Genomic DNA, 18386 nt, shown 5'->3' with positions numbered 1-18386 from the left:
CGAGGTGTCGACGTACTGGCCGCTGATCGGCGTGGCGCTGGTCGTGATCGGCTTCGTCCTGCGCATGAACCCGGCGCTGGTGGTGGTCGTCAGCGGCGTGGTCACCGCCCTGGTCGCGGGCAAGACGCCGGTGCAGGTGCTGGAACTGCTGGGCGAGGCGTTCACCAAGCAGCGCTACCTGGCGCTGTTCCTGCTCACCCTGCCGGCCATCGGCCTGCTCGAACGCCACGGCCTGAAAGAGCGCGCGCAAGCGTGGATCGCGAAACTGCGCGGCGTGACCGCCGGCCGCGCCCTGGTCGCCTACCTGGCCGGGCGCCAGCTGGTGTCCGCGCTCGGCCTTTACGATCTGGGTGGACACGCGCAGACCGTGCGCCCGCTGATGGCGCCGATGGTGCTGGGCGCAGCCGAGAACGCGCACGGCGCACTGCCCGAAGCCACCCGCGAAAAGCTGCAGGCGATGACCGCCGCGAGCGAGAACGTGGGCCGGTTCTTCGGCGAGGACGTGTTCATCGCGTTCGGAGCGGTGCTGCTGATGCAGGGCTTCTTCGCCGAAAACGGGATCGCGCTCGAGCCGTTGCAGATCGCGCTCTGGGGGATTCCCACGGCGATTTGCGCGTTCGTGATCCACGCCTCGCGCCTGCTGCGCATGGACGCGCGCCTGGCGCGCGAGATCGAGGCCCTGCGTGCGCGCGCCGCGGCAGGATCCGCGCCGTGATCACCCTGCAGTGGATCTACTGGCTGGCCGGCGGCTATGTGCTTTGCGTCGCGGCGCTGGGACTGCGCGATCGTGGCAATCCGCGCCGGATCACGACGGCCCTGTTCTGGGGCCTGCTGGGCGCGATGTTCCTGGCCGCGGACCGCCTTCCGGCGGCGGCCGTCGGCGTGGTCGTGCTGGCCCTGGCGTGTCTGGCCGGCTTCGGCGGACTGGGGCGCGGGCGTTATGCGGAAACGGGCGAAGCCGAAAAACGCGCTGAGGCCGCGCGCCTGGGCAACCGCCTGTTCTGGCCGGCGCTGCTGATTCCCGGCGTGTGCGTGCTGCTGGCGGTGGTGTTCAAGGACGCCGCGATCGGCGGCGTGCGCCTGCTCGGCAGCGAACAGACCACGCTGATCGCGCTGGGCATCGCCTGCGTGGTCGCGGCCATTGCGGCCTGCCGGCTGACACGACAGACGCCGTGGAGCGCGGTCGAGCAGTCGCGGCGCCTGATCGATGCGGTGGGCTGGGCGGCGATCCTGCCGCTGCTGCTCGCGACCCTTGGCAGCGTGTTCGCCGCCGCGGGCGTCGGCGAGGCCGTTGCAGGGCTGGTGCGCGCCGTGATTCCGGTCGAGAACCGGCTGGTCGTGGTGGTGGCCTACGCGTTGGGCATGGCGCTGTTCACCATGGTCATGGGCAACGCGTTCGCCGCGTTTCCGGTGCTCACCGCCGGCGTCGGGCTGCCGCTGCTGGTGCAGTTGCACGGCGCCGACGCCGCACCGCTGGCCGCGATCGGGATGCTTTCGGGCTACTGCGGCACCCTGCTCACGCCGATGGCCGCCAACTTCAACCTGGTGCCGGCGGCGCTGCTGGAACTGAAGGATCCCAATGCGGTGATCCGCCAGCAAGTGGGCACCGCGCTGCCGCTGCTGGCATGCAACATCGCGCTGATGTACTTCATCGTGTTCCGCCACAGCCTGTAAGGGCCCGCTTCGGCGCGATCTGCGATCTTCGGCCACTGTCGCGCCGGAGCGGCGCTCCTACAATGCAGTCATGCCCGCCTTGAAACCTGTGCCGACGATCCTGCTGACCGGCTTCGCTCCATTCGAGGGCGCCACCACCAATCCTAGCTGGCAGGCGGTGCGCGCACTGCGCAACCGGCGCATCGCCGGCCATCGGATCGTCGCGCGCGAGCTGCCCACCGAGTTCGGCGCATCGCTGAAGGTGTTGCGCGCGGCGATACGCGACACCAAACCCAGGCTGGTGCTGTGCGTGGGCCTGGCCACAGGTCGCGAGCGGATCTCGCTGGAACGCGTCGCCATCAACGTGGACGATGCGCGCATCCCCGACAACGCCGGCGCGCAGCCGGTGGATGTCGCCGTGGTGGAAGACGGACCGGCGGCCTATTTCGCAACGCTTCCACTCAAGGCCATGCTGGTGGCGCTGCGCGAAGCAGGGATTCCCGCCGAGGTATCGCAGAGCGCCGGGACCTTCGTCTGCAACCACGTGTTCTACGGCCTGATGCATGCACTGCGACGGCGCCCCGCGGTTCGGGCCGGCTTCATCCACGTGCCCTATCCTGCCGCGGAAACGTCCGCAGACACGGGCCTCACCCTGCAGCGGGTGGCCGAGGCGCTGCGGATCGCGATCTCGACTGCATTGACCACCCGCCACGATCCGCGCGTCGCCGCAGGCGCCGAATACTGACCCCTCTGGAGCACGCATGAAAATATTCCCGACCCTCGCCTTGTCCGTCGCGCTGCTGGCCTGCACGCTGCCCGCGCAAGCGGCGCTGTTCGGCAAGTCACCCGAGCGCGCCGCCGAGCAGGCGGTCAGCGAGAACGCGCCCGCGACCACGATCTGGGTCGACGCCAGTTGGGGGTTTCGCAACCAGGGCGCAGCCAACGACCTGACCCGAGCCCACAAGGCCTTCGCCGCGCGCGGCTACAAGGTGGTCAGCGTGGAGCCGTACATCGAAAACGGCGACCTGCAGGGGTTCTTCGTCACTTACCAAAAGCCGTGACCGCCAGCGCCGGTCCGATGCGCGGCGCGGCGGCGCTGTCAGGACGGGCTCAGGTCTTCGGCAGGGTGACCCCGGTCTGGCCCTGGTATTTGCCGCCGCGATCCCGGTAGCTGGTCTCGCAGATGTCGTCGGCGTCGGCCTGGAAGAACAACATTTGCGCCACGCCCTCGTTGGCGTAGATGCGCGCCGGCAGCGGGGTGGTGTTGCTGAACTCCAGGGTGACGTGACCTTCCCACTCCGGCTCGAGCGGGGTCACGTTGACGATGATGCCGCAGCGCGCGTAGGTGCTCTTGCCCAGGCACACCACCAGGGTGTCGCGCGGGATCCGGAAGAACTCCACCGTGCGCGCCAGCGCGAAGGAATTGGGCGGGATGATGCACACGTCCGACTCGATGTCGACGAAACTGGTCGGATCGAACGCCTTGGGGTCGACGATGGTCGAGTTGATGTTGGTGAAGATCTTGAACTCGCGCGCGCAGCGCACGTCGTAGCCGTAGCTCGAGGTGCCATAGCTGACGATCCGGTGTCCCTCGCCTGCCCCGCCCTTGGAATGCTTGACCTGGCCGGGTTCGAACGGCTCGATCATACCGTGCTGCTCGGCCATCCTGCGGATCCAGCGGTCACTCTTGATGCTCATGCGCTCACCCGGGCTGCGGAGCGCACATTCTACGGGCTTCGCCTGCCGCCAAAAGAAGCAGGCCCGGGAAAACCCGGGCCTGCCGATGACGCACGCCCGACCGGTCAGAACCCGGTGACGTTCAACCTGCCATTGGTTACTACCTTGCCGCTCAGCGATGGCGTAGGCACCGCCGAGCCCAGGATGGCCGCCTTGATATCGGCGGCGCTGGCACCCGCATGCGAGGACGCGTACAGCGCCGCGGCGCCGGTCACGTGCGGGGTCGCCATCGACGTACCGCTGTAGCTGGCGTAGCCGGACACCAGGTTCTTGCCCGACTTGGCCGGAACAGTCGAGTAGACGCCCGAGCCCGGGGCGCCGATATCGACCGTCACCGCGCCGTACTGCGAATAGCTGGCAAGCGCACCCGAGCTGGTGAGGGCCGCGACCGCGATGATGTTCGCGTTGGGATAGTTCGACGGATAGCTCGCCGTGGTGTCGTTGTTGGCGCCCGAATTGCCGGCGGCGGCGACGAACAGGATGCCCGCATTGTTGGCGCGGCCGATCGCATCCTGCAGGGCCTGCGAGAAGCCGCCGCCACCCCAGGAATTGTTGGTGGCCACGATGTTCAGGCCGTGCCGGGTCTTCAGGTCGCTGAAATAGTCCACCGCCTTGATCGCGTTCGCGGTGGTGCCGCCGCGGCGGCCGAGGAAGCGGCCGGAGATCAGCTTGACCCCGCTCCAGCACACGCCGGCCACGCCCTTGCCGTTGCCGCCCACGCCGGCGATGGTGCCGGACACATGCGTGCCATGGTCGTCGTTGGCGCCGCCGGAATTGATGTCGTTGCTGTTGCCGTCGAAGTCCCAGCCGCGCACGTCGTCGACATAGCCGTTGCCGTCGTTGTCGACGCCGTCGGCCGGGTCGTAGGGGTTGGTCCAGATATTGGCGGCCAGGTCCTCGTGCGGGTGGTAGATGCCTTCGTCAATCACGCCGACCAGCACGCCGCTGCAGCTGGTGTGACCGGCAGCCCAGGCGTTCGCCGCCTGCGATCCGTACTGGTTGGCCGGGGTCGAGGTGGCGCTGTACATGCCCCACAACGAACCGTTCGTGTAATAGGTGTCGTTCGACACCGCCTGGTGCCGGTAGGTCCAGTTCGGTTCCACGTACTCGAGGTAGCGGTCGTTGGCCAGCGCGCGTACCGAGGCGGCAACGGTCAGCCCGGCCGGCAGCCTGAGCAGCGCGAGCTCGCCGCGCTTGTCATTGCCACGGATCACGGTGTCAATCTTCTGCGCACCCAGGCCGCGGATGAACGCAGAAGACTGCGCAAGACCCACGCCGTCGCGGAACTTGACCAGTAACTCCCCGGCCTGATGTGGGCGGCCCTGGTTGAGGCCGGCAATGACCAGGTCGGGGCGGCCGCCAGCCATGGCGGCAGAGCTCATTCCCAGGGAAGCAACAACGGCGCTCGCAAGCGCGGCACGACGGATCGAACGATTCACGCGGCACAACTCCCGGTTGAGTAGACAAGAAACGCGGCCTTCAGGCCGCGTGTGACGGATTTGGTCACATCGGAAACGGGTTTGCATGCTGCAATGCAGCAGGTCCGTTTCGGGTCCTTAACCGGCCAGGCTGGCCGCGATCGAGGGCTTGGCCCGGGGGCGCTGGGCGAGGGCTTCGGCCAGGTTCTGTGCGGTCTGGCGATAGGCCTGCGCGGCGGCAGAGTCCGGCTGGGCAACCACGATCGGCACGCCTGCATCCCCCTGCTCGCGGATCCCGATCTCCAGTGGCAGCGACCCCAGCAGGGGAATGCCGTATTGCGCCGCCATCCGTTCCCCGCCGCCCTGACCGAACAGATGCTCGGCATGCCCGCACTGGCTGCAAACATGCACCGCCATGTTTTCCACCAGCCCGAGCACCGGCACGTGCACCTTCTCGAACATGCGCAGCGACTTGCGGGCGTCGAGCGTGGCGATGTCCTGCGGCGTGGTCACGATCACCGCGCCGGCCACCGGGATCTTCTGCGCCAGGGTCAGCTGGATGTCGCCGGTCCCCGGCGGCAGGTCCACCACCAGGTAGTCCAGCCCTTCGTCGCCGCCCCACAGGGTTTCGCCCAGCAACTGGGTGAGTGCGGAGGTGGCCATCGGCCCGCGCCAGATCATCGGTGTGTCCAGGTCTACGAGCAGGCCGATCGACATCGCCTCGATCCCGTGCGCCCGCATCGGCAGGATCGCCTTTCCGTCCGGACTGTCCGGACGGCCGGAGAGCCCGAGCATGGTCGGGATACTCGGCCCGTAGATGTCCGCGTCCAGCAGCCCGACCCGCGCGCCCCCGCCGGCCAGCGCCAGGGCCAGGTTCACCGCGGTGGTGGACTTGCCGACTCCACCCTTGCCCGAACCGATCGCGATGATGTTGCGGACCCGCGGCAACGGGCTGAGCGTGGGCTGGACGGCATGGGCATGGATGGTCGACATAGCGCCATCTTAACGAACAGGTGAATGCCACCCCGTGTTTTCCGCGCCGTGGGCTGAACCAGCGCGTCCGCGCACTCCATACGCCACCGAATCCGGTATAAAGGCGCGCATCCGGATGGCTCCATCGCCTCCGGCATCACGCAACTCCTGGAGGGGACAACATGCGTATGAAGTTCGTGGCGGCGCTGCTCGCCATCCTGCCGGTCGCGGCATTCGCCCAGAGCTCGCCGATCGGCCGCTGGAAGACCATCGACGACGAGACCGGCAAGGTGAAGTCGATCGTCGAGATCCAGCAGATGACCAACGGCACCCTGCAGGGCAAGGTGGTCGACGTCCTGAGTTCCGACCGCGGCCCCAATCCGAAGTGCGACAAGTGCGATGGCGCCAACAAGGGCAAGCCGGTCAAGGGCATGACCATCCTGTGGGGCCTGCGCGAGAGTGGTTCCGGCTGGGCAGGCGGCACGATCCTGGATCCCGCCAAGGGCAAGACCTACAAGTCGAAGGCGAAGATGCTCAGCGCCGACAAACTCGGCGTGTCCGGCTGCCTGGCTTTCATCTGCCGCGAGCAGACCTGGGTGCGCGAGTAAAATTCCCGCTCCCGGCAGCATCCAGACGGCCCGGCACTCGCCGGGCCGTTTGCGTTGGCATGCGATAATTTCCCGTCGTTATCAGGCTTATCGCATGCCGCGCACGCTCGTCGTCACCAACGCCCTGCCCTATGCCAACGGCCCGCTGCACCTGGGGCACCTGGTGGGCTACATCCAGGCCGATATCTGGGTGCGCGCGCGACGCATGGCGGGCGACATCGTGCATTACGTCTGCGCCGACGATACCCATGGCACGCCGATCATGCTGGCCGCGGAGAAGGCCGGCACCACGCCCGAGGCGTTCATCGCGGGCGTGCAGGCCGGGCACGAGCGCGACTTCGCCGATTTCGGCGTGGCCTTCGACCATTACGATTCGACCCACTCGGCCGGCAATCGCCAGCTCACCGAGGCGATCTACGCCAAGCTCGACAACAACGGCCATGTCGCCCGGCGCCTGGTGCAGCAGCTGTACGACCCGGTGCGCGGCATGTTCCTGCCCGACCGCTACGTCAAGGGCATCTGCCCCAACTGCGGCACGCCCGACCAGTACGGCGACAACTGCGAGAACTGCGGCGCGACCTATGCACCCACCGACCTGAAGGAGCCGCGCTCGGTGGTCAGCGGCGCCACGCCCGAGCTGCGCGAGTCGGAACATTTCTTCTTCGAGCTGGGACAGTTCACCGATTTCCTGCGCGAATGGCTCGCCGGCGACGTCGCGGTGGCGGGCGTGAAAGCCAAGCTGATGGAGTGGCTGGATGGCGAAGGCGGCCTGCGACCCTGGGACATCTCGCGCGACGCGCCTTATTTCGGCTTCGAGATCCCCGGACATCCGGGCAAGTACCTGTACGTGTGGCTGGATGCGCCGATCGGCTACCTCAGCAGCCTGAAGACGCTGTGCGAGCGCGACGGGCTGAACTTCTACGGCCTGGTCGCGCACGACAGCACCGCCGAGCTGCACCACTTCATCGGCAAGGACATCGTCAACTTCCACGGGCTGTTCTGGCCGGCGGTGCTGACCGGTTCGGGCTTCAAGCCGCCCCGCCGGCTGCACGTCAACGGTTACCTCACCGTAGATGGCGCCAAGATGTCGAAGTCGCGCGGCACCTTCGTGATGGCGCGGACCTATCTGGACAGCGGCCTGGATCCGGAAGCCTTGCGCTATTACTTCGCCACCAAGTCGTCTGGCGGCGTGGACGACCTGGACCTGAATCTGTCCGACTTCGTCGCCCGCGTGAACAGCGACATCGTGGGCAAGTTCGTCAACATCGCCAGCCGTTGCGCGAAGCTCCTGGAGAACCACTTCGACAACAGGCTTTGGGTACCACCATCGCTCGGCAGCGAAACCGATGCCCTGGGCGATGTATGGACACGACAGTCAACCCTGCTCGGCAGCGTTGCCGCCCACACATATACGCTCGCAGCTGATTTGTATGCGGAGAACAACTTCGCGGCTGTCGCCCGTAATGCGATGACCGCAGCCGACCAGGTCAACGAATACATCGCCCATACTGCGCCATGGACGCTGGCCAAGGATCCGGCACGCCGCGAGGAATTGCATGTCGTCCTGAGCACGGCGCTGCAGGCCTTCGCCGATATCGCCAGCGCACTCAAGCCAATCCTTCCAGCGACAGTTGCCAAGGCGGAACATTACCTCGGCGTCGAACTGGCGCTGGACAGGCGCGTCGATCTCGCAGGCCGCACGCTTGCTTCTTCCTATCCACTGCTTTTCACCCGCATCGACCCGAAGCGTATCGAAGCCATGACCGAAGCCAGCAAGGACACGCTGCAAGCCAGCACGCGCGCAGAAGCGGCTTCAGCCGCGACCGGCAAGCCGGCGAAAGCGGAGACGCCCGCGGCTGAAGCCGTTCCGGCGAATGGCGATTTCATCGCCATCGAGGATTTCGCCAGGCTCGACCTGCGCATCGGCAAGGTCCTGGCCTGCGAATTCGTCGAAGGCTCCGACAAGCTGCTGCGCTTCGAACTGGACGCCGGCGAACTGGGCAAGCGCCAGATCTTCAGCGGCATCCGCGCCAGCTACGGGGAGCCTGCTGCCCTGGTCGGCCGCAACGTGGTGTTCATCGCCAACCTGGCGCCGCGCAAGATGCGTTTCGGTGTCAGCGAAGGCATGATCCTGTCGGCCGGTTTCGACGGCGGCGCGCTGGCGCTGCTCGACGCCGACCCGGCCGCGCAGCCGGGCATGCCGGTGCGGTAGGGCTGGGATTGGAGATTGGATATTCGGGATCCATGAGTGCGGCACCTTCGCACTCGCCACCCAGGGCCATGAACCAGCTAAATCCCGAATCCCCAATCCCCGCTCTGGTCGAACGCATCGACCGCCTGCTGCCGCAGACCCAGTGCGGGCAGTGCGGCTACCCGGGTTGCCGGCCCTATGCCGAAGCCATGGCCCGTGGCGAGGCCGATGTCGACCGCTGCCCGCCCGGCGGCGACGCCGGCGCCCTGGCCCTGGCGCGCCTGCTCCATGTCGATACGAAGCCCTACGACCGCAGCCGCGGCACGTACAAGCCGCCGCAGGTGGCGTTGATCGTCGAAGCCGACTGCATCGGCTGCACCAAGTGCATCCAGGCCTGTCCCGTGGATGCGATCGTCGGCGCATCGAAGCTGATGCATACCGTGATCGCACCGCTATGCACCGGCTGCGAGCTGTGCCTGCCGGCGTGCCCGGTGGACTGCATCGTGCTGGAGCCGGCGGCGCCCTAGGCGTGCGCGGCTGGGTCGAGGCTAGTTCTTGCCGGATTCGCCAGCGCCTTCGCAGGCAGAGCAGATGCGTTCCACGGTGTAGCCCCTGGCCTTGAGCTTGTGCACGACGCCGTCCTTGCCCAGCGTGTGCAGCGCGCCGACCACCAGCAGGGTGTCGTCCTTGTCCGTCTCCAGGCGCTGTGCGATCTGTCCGACCCAGGTGTCATTGCGCTCGACGTTGATGCGCTGGTAGAGCTTGGGATACTCGACCTGCATCTCGGCGACCATGCCTTCCCAGATGCCCCGCTCGTCGCCTTCGCGCCACTGGCGATGCAGCTTTTCCATCTCGGTGCGACCTTCCTCCGACTCGTCCAGCGCCTCGGCCAGCATCTGCAGCTGCTCGTCCTTGCTCATGCCATCGAGGAAGGCGATCTGCTGCGCGCCGGTCTCCAGGCCTTCGGTGGGCTTGCCGGCCTGCTTCGCGGCTGCGGCGAAGTGGGCGTCCAGGCCGAGCTTGGGATCCAGGCCCATCTTGCCCATTTCGGTCAGAGTGATCATCAGCCCGGAGAACCAGGGCTCGAACATCTGCAGCGCCTGGGCCGGGATGCCGGACTTCTGCAGGTGCTCGGTGTTGGCCGAGATCCAGGCCTTCAGTTTCGCCGCAACCTCCGGAGTCAACTCGCTGTCCAGCGTCGTGCCGTCCGTGCGCATCGCCGCCTGCCCCATCTGCACGCCCAGGGTCGGCGAGGCCATTTCTTCAGGAGACAGCTCGAACACCACCCGCTCCGCATCGGCGAAGGCCGCATCCACGTCCTTCGACAGCGGATAGTCGTCGGGCTTGAGCATATGGAACGAGCCGAGCACGTACACCGCGTTGTCGGCATCGGACACCTTCCACAACAGCGGCACCGGCGGAGCCTTGGCGGGCGCAGCCTCGGGCTTGGCGGCGGGTGCCTGCGAATGCGCGGCAGTGGCCAGGGCGAGGATGCCGGTGAAGAGCAGGAGGCGGACGGCGCGCATGCGAATCCTTCGGTCAGGGATGCGACGGTTTGGCATAGGCCTTTTCGCCGGCGGGGATGGCCAGGTTGAGGCGGTTTTCCGGGGGCGGCAGCGGACAGGTGGCGAACGCAGTGAACGCGCACGGCGGATTGTAGCTGCGGTTGAAGTCCAGCATCACGCGCCCTTGCGCATCGGGCTTGCCGGCATCGAGGAAACGGCCGGCGCTGTAGCTGCCGCGGCCGTTGGTGCGATCAGCGAACACCAGGAACAACTCGCCGTCGCCTTCATCCAGCGCTTCCAGGCGCCAGCTCCGGCCACCATGCGCGAATTCGACGACACCCGGATTCGGGGTGTCGTCGATGCCGCCGGTGATGTTGGCGATGGGGATGGTCCTGCCCGGCGGATGCGGCAGGAAACGCGCAGCGATGCGCCATTGCGGCGACGCCGGCCAGTAGTCCAGGCCGACGAAGCCGGTGCGGGCTTCGGCGTCGGCATGCTTGACCCGCAGCGCATAGCGATCGCCGCGCTTGATCACCATGGCAATGCCCTTGCCCTGGTCGAAGCCGATCGCGCTCGGGCCGTGCTCGTCCGCATCGCTCCTGAGCTCGGCGGCCGCTGTCAGCGGGGCTCCATCCAGGGTCAGGCCAGCGCCACTGGCGGGCACCAGCCGCAGCGCACCGTCCTTGCGCAGCTCGAGCATGCCCAGCTGCGGCGGTCCCTTGGCGATGCGGATGCCGTTGTCGGGCGCGCTGCCTACGTAATGCGGGCCGCGACCGACCCAGTGCAGGCCGACCAGGCTGGTCCAGCCGTCCGGGCGGGTCACGTCGGCCAGCCGGGCCGCGCGCCACCGCCGCTGTTCGCGTGCGAAGGCGACAGCTGCGGGTGTCGGGCCAGCGCTGACCGATCCGCCGCCACTAGCGGAGGCAGGGGCGTCCGCGTCGCGGCAGGCAATCAGCGACGTCATGGACGCCGCGAGCACCAGAACGCAGGCGTATCTCATCTCAGCGACCCCGCAGGAACCAGCGATCCATTTCCGCCATCGAAAACCGTGCCCAGGTCGGCCGGCCATGGTTGCACTGGCCGGAACGCTCGGTGGTTTCCATCTCGCGCAGCAACGCGTTCATTTCCGGAATGGTCAGGCGGCGCTGCGCGCGCACCGCACCATGGCAGGCCATGGTGGCGAACAGCGTGTCGCGCGCCGCGGTGACGCGATCGGCTCCTGGCGAAGCCGCGCCCTCCTGTTCGCGCAGATCGGCCAGCACATCGCGCAGCAGGGCGTCCACGTCGGATTGGGCCAGCAACGCGGGTACGCTGCGCAGCGCCAACGACGTCGGGCCGCTGCGCGAAACCTCGAAGCCCAGCCCCGCCAGCACCGCGGCGTCGCGCTCGGCGATGTCGGCCTCGCGCTCCGAGACCGCAATCGTGTGCGGCACCAGGAGTGGCTGGGTGCGCAGGCCTTCGCCGTCGGCCGCGGCCTTGAGCTTCTCGTAGCCGATGCGTTCGTGCGCGGCGTGCATGTCGACCACGATCAGGCCTTCCGCGGTTTCGGCCAGGATGTAGACACCATGCAGCTGGGCGATCGCATAGCCCAACGGAGGAACGGCGCCGTCGCCCTGCGATGGCAGGGGCTGGTGGACCGGATGGCGATCGCGGTCGAATTGCGCAGGCGCATCGTCGCGGCCGTACAGTGCGGAATATCCAGCGCGAACCTCGCCCACGCCCGAGCGCGGCAGGGGCAGGCGCATCGGCGCCTGCCAGGCGCCGCTTTGCGTGGGAGCGGCGTGCGCCGCGAGCGCTGCGTCGGATGTGGGGTGCTGGGAAGAGCTCGCGACTGACGTCGCTCCTACGGTCGCCCCTACGTGCGCGCCCGCGCGGGTTTCTGCGATCGCGGCAGACAGGGTGCGATAGACGAAGTCATGCACCAGGCGCGCGTCACGAAAGCGGACTTCATGCTTGGCCGGGTGCACATTGACGTCCACGCCGCGCGGATCGAGTTCCAGGAACAGTACGTACGCTGGATGACGGCCATGGAACAGCACATCCGCATAGGCCTGCCTGATCGCGTGCGACACGCTGCGGTCGCGTACCGCCCGGCCATTGACATAGAGATACTGCTGGTCCGCGCTGGCGCGGTTGTAGGCAGGCTGTGCGATCCAGCCGCGCAGACGCAGGCCCGCGCCGGAGTGGTCGAGTTGCAGCACACTCTTCGCGAAATCCGCGCCCAGGGTTTCGACCAGGCGTTCGCCAGGAAAGCCGCCACCCAGCCCCAGCTCCGTGTCTCCCTTGTAGCGCCTCGATGGCCTGCCGTTGTGCGACACGCGCAGTTCCACGTCGGGCCTGGCCAGCGCCAGCGAGCGCAGCCATTCCTCGATATGCCCCAGTTCGGTGCGCTCGGCGCGCAGGAACTTGCGCCGCGCGGGCACGTTGTAGAACAGCTCGCGCACCTCGACCGTGGTGCCGCGCGGATGCGCCTTGGGCGTCGGCGCGCCGACCCGCCCGCCTTCGACCTGCAATGCCGTGCCATGCGCATCGCCGTCGCGGCGCGAGGCGAGCATGAACCGGCTGACCGAGGCGATGGACGGCAGCGCTTCGCCCCGGAACCCGAGCGTGGCCACCGCCTCGAGGTCGTAGAGCGAGGCGATCTTGCTGGTGGCATGGCGCTGGATCGCCAGCGGCAGGTCATCGGCCTGCATGCCGGCGCCGTCGTCGCGCACCCGGATCAGGCGCACGCCGCCCTCTTCCAGATCGATGTCGATGCGGCGCGCACCGGCATCAAGCGCATTCTCGACCAGCTCCTTCACCACCGATGCGGGTCGTTCGACCACTTCGCCGGCGGCGATCTGGTTGATCAGGGTCTCGGGCAGCGGTCGGATCGGCACGCCGCGCATGATAGCGGCTGCACCGTCCGGCAACGTCGGCTTGACCGCTCTGTGTCCGCCGGCGCGTTAGCTTGCGTTATCCCCCGACCACGCAAACGCCATGGCGCAATTCACCGTCAATCCGCATCGCCACGATCCCTACAAGAATTTCAAGTTCAAGGTGAAGTGGGATGGCCGCTACGTCGCCGGCGTCCACCGGATCAGTGCCTTGCGCCGGACCACGGAAGTGATCGAGCACCGCGAAGGCGGGGATCCGAGCATGCGGCGCAAATCCCCCGGCCGGACCACGTTCGAACCGATCGTGCTGGAGCGCGGCATCAGCCACGACACCGAATTCGAACGCTGGGCCAACAAGGTCTGGAACTTCGGCGCAGGACCCGGTGCCGAGGTGTCGCTCAAGGATTTCCGCAAGGACGTGGTGATCGAGCTCTACAACGAAGCCGGGCAACTCGTGCTCGCCTACAAGGCGTATCGCTGCTGGGTATCCGAGTACCAGGCGCTGCCCGATCTGGATGCGAACGCGAGCAGCGTCGCGATCCAGTCCATCATTCTCCAGAACGAAGGATGGGAACGCGACTACGAGGTGGGAGAACCGGCCGAACCCGCATACACCGAACCGGCCGGCTGAGCGCCGGCACGGGAAATTGCGTTATGGACTGCCGCCGCCGACGGCCCCGCCTGCGCTGGCGCGTGCGGCATACAGCGTGCCCGGAGGCGGCTGACGGGTGAAGTAGGTATTGACGCCATCCAGGATCGCGGTCGCAAGGCGCCGCTGGTGCGCCGGATCGCGCAGGCGGCGCTCTTCGTCCGGATTGGTGATGAACGCGGTCTCGACCAGCATCGACGGCACGTCGGGAGAACGCAGGACCACGAAGTTGGCGCGTTCCACGTGCGGCTTGTGGGTCTTGCCCAGGCGCTTGAGCCCGCCCAGCACGTAGTTGGCCATGTCCTCGGACGCTTTCATGGTGGCGCTTTGCGACAGGTCGAGCAGCACCGAGGCCAGGGTGTTGTCCTTGTCGTGCAGGCGCACGCCACCGACCAGGTCCGCGGCGTTTTCCTGGTTGGCCAGCCACTTGGCGGCCTGCGACGACGCGCCGCGTTGCGACAGCACGAACACCGACGAGCCGCTGGCCGCCGGATTGGTGAACGCGTCGGCATGGATCGAGACGAACAGGTCGGCCTTCTGCGCGCGCGCCTTCTGGTAGCGCTGCGACAGCGGGATGAAGAAATCCGAATCGCGGGTCAGATAGGCCTTGAGGCCCGGGGTCGCATTGACCTGGCGTGCCAGCTCTTTCGCGATCTGCAGGGTGACATCCTTCTCGCGTGCCCCGCTTGCGCCGCGCGCGCCGCTGTCCTGCCCGCCATGACCGGCATCGATGGCGATCACCAGGGGTCGCAGCCCGCCACGGCGCATCACGTCCTGCATGGTGCGCACCGGCGCATGGCTGGACGTGGGCGCCGGCGTCTCCCCCTGCGGCGCGGGCGTGGGGACGCCGGTCGCAATCCGGGTCGGCACACCAGTCGCAACCGTACCGCTGCCCTGCTTCAGCAGCGATGAGCCTGATTGGGATTCCGGCACCGCACGCGACGGATCGCTCGTGGTTGGCGGCTGCGGCGATGCCGGAGAAGTTGAAGCGGAGCTGTTGGCCGCGGAAGTGCTGGATGCCGCCTTGGCCAGGTCCGTGATCAGGCGCGAGGTCGCCGCAGCGGAGGCAGCGGCCGGGTCGACCTGGGGCGGGGCCGGATCCGGGGCGGGGCTGGCAGCAGCGGACGCAGGCGCAGAGGCCTTGGCATCGGTCGCGCCGTCGTCCGGCCATTCCACCACCAGCCGAGGGCCCCCGGCGCCCGGTTCGAAGTGCGGCTTGAGCGCGACCACCGGGCTGGCCAGGTCGAACACGATCCGGGTCGTGCCTGCCACCGGTTGTCCCTTGCGGATCGCCTTGACCAGCCCGCCCGGGGCCGGCAGCGAAACGCCGCTGGCGAACCGGGTGCCCGGCAGATCCACCACCAGCCGATCGGGATTGGCGAGCGAAATGACCTGGAAGGCGGATTCGGCGTCGAGCCGGATTTCGGCGCGCGTACCGGTCGCTCCGGTCGAAACGCGCAAGTCCTTGATTTCACTGGCGTGCGCCAAATTCCACAGGACTCCGGCCAGCAATGCCAGCCCGAGCAGCAGATTCTGAAGCGTGGCCCCCTTGACGCGCATGACCGGAAGTTAAGCACCTGTTATCGGGAAATGCAATCCTATTTCCCTTAATAATCCGTAACCTGCAGTTACTTCCTATCAGGTAACGGAAGAAACAGCGTGCAACCGGCCAACCTCTTCCAGCCGCGACAACCAGCCCCGTCCCGCGCCGCTTTCCGCCCGAAGTCGGGCGGAACGCCCGGCGCCCTCGATCGCGAGCTCCACGGTCAGGTCCGCGTCCGGGAGCCCGCCCGCGCCCCGCTCCGGCCATTCCACCAGCCACAGCTCCGGCTCCGCATCCCCCAAGCCCAGGAACTCCAGCTCCTCGGCATGGCCGATGCGATACAGGTCCAGGTGCAGGGCTTCGCCGCCGTCGCCCAGCGGATAGCGTTCGACCAAGGTGTAGGTGGGGCTGCGGATCGCGCCCGTCACGCCCAGCGCACGCAGCAGCGCGCGCGCCAGCGTCGATTTGCCCGCGCCGAGTTCGCCGCGCAGATACACGACCGCGCGTGGTGGGCGGGTTGCCGCGAGTGCCCGACCGAGTTGCTCGGTGGCGTCGGTATCGGCGAGGAACAGCTGCGGCGTTGGAGCGTTCACGCCTAGGATCATGGATTCGCCGCGGCGCGCAGACAAGCCAGCACGTCCGAAGGCAGCAGCCCGCGCTCGCCGTCACGCGCTGCGACATCGCCTGCATGCGCATGCAGCAATGCACCGCAACGCGCCGCATCGAACGGATCGAGCCCCTGTGCACGCAGCGCCGCGATCACACCGGTCAGCACGTCGCCCATTCCGCCGACCGCCATGCCGGGATTGCCGGCGCCGACCACCTGCGGCGTGCGCCCTGGCGCGGCGATGATGCTGCCCGCTCCCTTGAGCACGACGGCGCAATCGAAGGTCCGCGCAAGCCGGTTCGCGGCGTTCAAACGATCCGCCTGAACCTGCGCGGCTGCGATGCCGAGCAGACGCGCAGCCTCGCCAGGGTGAGGTGTCAGCACCGCGTCCTGCAGGACCCGGGATGCTTCGGCCACCAGGTTGAGTGCATCGGCATCCAGCACCACGGGCTTGCCGCTGGCCATCGCGGCATGGAACAGGTTCCGTCCCCAGTCGTGCCGGCCCAGCCCGGGCCCGATGGCAACGACATTCGCACGCTCGAACAGTTCGGCGAGTTCATGCGCGGATTCCACGGCGGACGCCATGCATTCGGGGCTGCGCGCCAGCAGCGTGGGCACGTGCGCGGCGCGCGTGGCGACGCTCACCAGGCCGGCGCCCGAGCGCAGCGCAGCCTGCGCACAGAGTGCGATCGCTCCACCCATGCCCGAATCGCCCCCGATGCACAGCACATGGCCATTGCTGCCCTTGTGGCTGTTGCGCGGCCGGCGCCCTAGGAAAGCCGCCAGCATCTGAGGCTGCAGCCACTCGGCAATCGGCGCAACGCCGCTCCATGCCTCCGCCGGTACTTCGAGCGTGGCCACGGCGCAGGTGCCAACGTGGTCGAGCGCATCGCCGGTCTGGAGCCCGACATGCGCAGCGATGAACTGCAGCGTGCGTGCGGCCCGCACCGCGACGCCCGCGCGGTGGCCGGTATCGCCATCGATGCCGGACGGCACATCCAGGGCAAGGATCGGCCGGCGTGCTGCATTGATCGCCTCGATCAGCCCGGCGGCCTGGCCTGCCGGCGCACGCGTCAGGCCGATGCCAAACAGCGCATCGACGATGAGATCGCCCGGCGGAAGATCGCCTTCGAATACCGCCACGCGGCCACCCGCATCCACGTATTCGGCGTGGGCGCGTGCGGCCGGCGCGGACTGCGGCGAGCCCGCCCCTAGGGCCACGACCTGGACGTCGCGGCCGGACACCAGCGCATGTCGCGCCAGCACATAGCCGTCGCCACCGTTGTTGCCCGGGCCGCAGGCGACCACGATGCGCCGCGCCTGCGGCCAGTGCTCCAGCGCGTAGCGCCATGCCGCCTGCCCCGCACGCCGCATCAGTTCGACCTCGTCTCCGCCCAGCGCCGCGCAGGCCTGCGCTTCCACCTTGCGCAGCGCGGCAACGTCGAACAGGGGCGAGAGCGGGTGCATCGCCGGATTCTATACTTGCGCCATCGTGCAGACCGCCGCCCAGCCACCGCAACACCACGCTGTCGATCCGGCATCGCTTGCGCTGAGGATCAAGGCGCTTGCGCGCGAACTGGGATTTCAGCGCTGCGGTATCGCCGGCATCGACCTGGGCCAGGACGAGACGCATCTGCGCGAATGGCTGGCGCAGGGTCTGCATGGCTCGATGGGCTGGATGTCGCAACATGGCGACAAGCGCTCGCGTCCGGACGAGCTCATTCCGGGAACCCTGCGCGTCATTTCGGTCGGCTTCGACTACGGCCGCGACCCGGATGAAGCATGGACGACGCTACGCGATCCCCAGCGTGCCTACGTGGCGCGTTACGCGCTGGGCCGCGACTACCACAAGCTGATGCGCCAGCGCCTGCAGAAGCTGGCCGGACGTATCGCGGAACTGGTGGGTCCATTCGGACATCGTGTGTTCGTGGATTCCGCGCCGGTGCTGGAACGCGCGTTGGCCCGCAACGCGGGCCTGGGCTGGATCGGCAAGCACACCTGCCTGATCGACAAGGACGGCGGGTCGTGGTTTTTCCTCGGCGAGATCTATGTGGACCTGGCGTTGCCGGTGGACGCACCCGCCACCGAACACTGCGGAACCTGTCGCCGCTGCATCGATATCTGCCCGACCCAAGCCATTACCGCACCCTACCGGCTCGACGCGCGCCGCTGCATCGCCTACCTGACCATCGAGCACGAAGGGTCAATCGACGAAGCGCTGCGCCCACTGATCGGCAACCGCATCTTCGGCTGCGACGACTGCCAGCTGGTCTGCCCGTGGAACAAGTTCGCGAAGAAGACCGACGAACCGGACTTCCGCGCGCGCAACGATCTGGATCGGGCGACGCTGGCCGAACTGTTCGCCTGGAGCGAGCAGGAGTTCCTCGAACGCACCGAGGGCTCGGCGATCCGCCGCAGCGGCTATGCACGCTGGTTGCGCAATATCGCGGTGGCGCTCGGGAACGCGCCCACGTCGCCCGACGTGGTGGCCGCGCTGCAATCGCGAAGCGAGAGCGACGATCCCGTCGTACGTGAACACGTGGAGTGGGCGCTGCGCCGACACCAGGCCTCGTAGGAGCGCCGCTTCGGCGCGACCGCCCGCCGTAATCCATAGGTCGCGCCGAAGC

The 18386-nt window shown here is 67.9% G+C and carries 18 protein-coding genes; 9 read left to right on the top strand and 9 right to left on the bottom strand.

Annotated elements, in window-relative coordinates:
- Positions 1 to 4 precede the first annotated feature (4 nt).
- The 4 genes from MC380_RS02495 to MC380_RS02480 all read left to right on the top strand — a co-directional run bounded on the left by MC380_RS02495 (position 5) and on the right by MC380_RS02480 (position 2714).
- Complete coding sequence (locus MC380_RS02495) at positions 5 to 715, top strand: DUF969 domain-containing protein (protein WP_242162860.1); 711 nt, start codon at positions 5 to 7, stop codon at positions 713 to 715.
- Positions 712 to 1674, top strand: coding sequence for a DUF979 domain-containing protein (locus MC380_RS02490; RefSeq protein WP_242104267.1), 963 nt, complete (start codon positions 712 to 714; stop codon positions 1672 to 1674). The genes MC380_RS02495 and MC380_RS02490 overlap by 4 nt, the downstream gene beginning before the upstream one ends.
- A 70-nt stretch (positions 1675 to 1744) precedes the next feature.
- Positions 1745 to 2398, top strand: coding sequence for a pyroglutamyl-peptidase I (pcp, locus tag MC380_RS02485; protein WP_242104268.1), 654 nt, complete (start codon positions 1745 to 1747; stop codon positions 2396 to 2398).
- 16 nt (positions 2399 to 2414) lie between these two features.
- Positions 2415 to 2714: a hypothetical protein gene (locus MC380_RS02480; protein ID WP_242162858.1), complete on the top strand. Its 300-nt coding sequence runs from the start codon at positions 2415 to 2417 to the stop codon at positions 2712 to 2714.
- Positions 2715 to 2763: 49 nt separating this feature from the next.
- Here MC380_RS02480 and dcd read toward each other — a convergent pair whose 3' ends face one another.
- From dcd to apbC, 3 genes are all read right to left on the bottom strand, one after another.
- Positions 2764 to 3351 carry a dCTP deaminase gene (gene dcd, locus MC380_RS02475; protein WP_242104270.1) on the bottom strand — a complete coding sequence of 196 codons (588 nt, stop codon included), beginning with the start codon at positions 3349 to 3351 and terminating at the stop codon, positions 2764 to 2766.
- A 104-nt stretch (positions 3352 to 3455) separates the two neighbouring features.
- A complete protein-coding gene (locus tag MC380_RS02470) occupies positions 3456 to 4757 on the bottom strand; it encodes a S8 family peptidase (RefSeq protein ID WP_242162856.1) in 1302 nt (433 codons plus the stop codon).
- 189 nt (positions 4758 to 4946) lie between these two features.
- A complete protein-coding gene (apbC, locus tag MC380_RS02465) occupies positions 4947 to 5801 on the bottom strand; it encodes an iron-sulfur cluster carrier protein ApbC (protein WP_242162854.1) in 855 nt (284 codons plus the stop codon).
- 161 nt (positions 5802 to 5962) lie between these two features.
- Between apbC and MC380_RS02460 the strand changes: the two genes are divergently transcribed.
- The 3 genes from MC380_RS02460 (at position 5963) to rnfB (ending at position 9106) form a co-directional block, all read left to right on the top strand.
- A complete protein-coding gene (locus MC380_RS02460) occupies positions 5963 to 6388 on the top strand; it encodes a DUF2147 domain-containing protein (protein WP_242104273.1) in 426 nt (141 codons plus the stop codon).
- Positions 6389 to 6482: 94 nt separating this feature from the next.
- Positions 6483 to 8600: a methionine--tRNA ligase gene (metG, locus tag MC380_RS02455; protein ID WP_242162852.1), complete on the top strand. Its 2118-nt coding sequence runs from the start codon at positions 6483 to 6485 to the stop codon at positions 8598 to 8600.
- A 32-nt stretch (positions 8601 to 8632) separates the two neighbouring features.
- On the top strand, positions 8633 to 9106 hold the full coding sequence (rnfB, locus tag MC380_RS02450; protein WP_242162851.1) for an Rnf electron transport complex subunit RnfB: 474 nt from the start codon (positions 8633 to 8635) through the stop codon (positions 9104 to 9106).
- Between the two features lie 21 nt (positions 9107 to 9127).
- On the opposite strand, the gene MC380_RS02445 is transcribed toward rnfB, so the two are convergent.
- The 3 genes from MC380_RS02445 to mutL are packed head-to-tail and all read right to left on the bottom strand — an operon-like array spanning position 9128 to position 12963.
- On the bottom strand, positions 9128 to 10105 hold the full coding sequence (locus MC380_RS02445; RefSeq protein ID WP_242162848.1) for a TraB/GumN family protein: 978 nt from the start codon (positions 10103 to 10105) through the stop codon (positions 9128 to 9130).
- A 13-nt stretch (positions 10106 to 10118) separates the two neighbouring features.
- Positions 10119 to 11084: a DUF1684 domain-containing protein gene (locus MC380_RS02440; RefSeq protein WP_242162846.1), complete on the bottom strand. Its 966-nt coding sequence runs from the start codon at positions 11082 to 11084 to the stop codon at positions 10119 to 10121.
- A 1-nt stretch (position 11085) separates the two neighbouring features.
- Positions 11086 to 12963 carry a DNA mismatch repair endonuclease MutL gene (mutL, locus tag MC380_RS02435; protein ID WP_242163034.1) on the bottom strand — a complete coding sequence of 626 codons (1878 nt, stop codon included), beginning with the start codon at positions 12961 to 12963 and terminating at the stop codon, positions 11086 to 11088.
- A 100-nt stretch (positions 12964 to 13063) separates the two neighbouring features.
- Here mutL and MC380_RS02430 point away from each other — a divergent pair, with 100 nt between their 5' ends.
- Entirely contained in the window at positions 13064 to 13591 is a 528-nt protein-coding gene (locus MC380_RS02430) for a phage tail protein (RefSeq protein WP_242162844.1), read from the top strand.
- A gap of 21 nt (positions 13592 to 13612) precedes the next feature.
- Here MC380_RS02430 and MC380_RS02425 read toward each other — a convergent pair whose 3' ends face one another.
- The 3 genes from MC380_RS02425 to MC380_RS02415 all read right to left on the bottom strand — a co-directional run bounded on the left by MC380_RS02425 (position 13613) and on the right by MC380_RS02415 (position 17226).
- The gene (locus MC380_RS02425; protein WP_242162842.1) at positions 13613 to 15169 is read right to left on the bottom strand and encodes an N-acetylmuramoyl-L-alanine amidase; all 1557 of its coding nucleotides are present in this window, start codon (positions 15167 to 15169) and stop codon (positions 13613 to 13615) included.
- Between the two features lie 78 nt (positions 15170 to 15247).
- On the bottom strand, positions 15248 to 15745 hold the full coding sequence (tsaE, locus tag MC380_RS02420; protein WP_242162840.1) for a tRNA (adenosine(37)-N6)-threonylcarbamoyltransferase complex ATPase subunit type 1 TsaE: 498 nt from the start codon (positions 15743 to 15745) through the stop codon (positions 15248 to 15250).
- A gap of 8 nt (positions 15746 to 15753) precedes the next feature.
- The gene (locus MC380_RS02415) at positions 15754 to 17226 is read right to left on the bottom strand and encodes an NAD(P)H-hydrate dehydratase (RefSeq protein ID WP_242162838.1); all 1473 of its coding nucleotides are present in this window, start codon (positions 17224 to 17226) and stop codon (positions 15754 to 15756) included.
- A gap of 25 nt (positions 17227 to 17251) precedes the next feature.
- Here MC380_RS02415 and queG point away from each other — a divergent pair, with 25 nt between their 5' ends.
- The gene (queG, locus tag MC380_RS02410) at positions 17252 to 18334 is read left to right on the top strand and encodes a tRNA epoxyqueuosine(34) reductase QueG (RefSeq protein WP_242162837.1); all 1083 of its coding nucleotides are present in this window, start codon (positions 17252 to 17254) and stop codon (positions 18332 to 18334) included.
- Positions 18335 to 18386: the final 52 nt, after the last annotated feature.

The organism is Lysobacter sp. M15, from assembly GCF_022662515.1.
In the GTDB taxonomy this organism is placed as follows: Bacteria; Pseudomonadota; Gammaproteobacteria; order Xanthomonadales; family Xanthomonadaceae; genus JAKPBU01.
The sequence above is the reverse complement of the archived record's forward strand: the minus strand, read 5'-3'. Positions and strand labels throughout refer to the sequence as shown.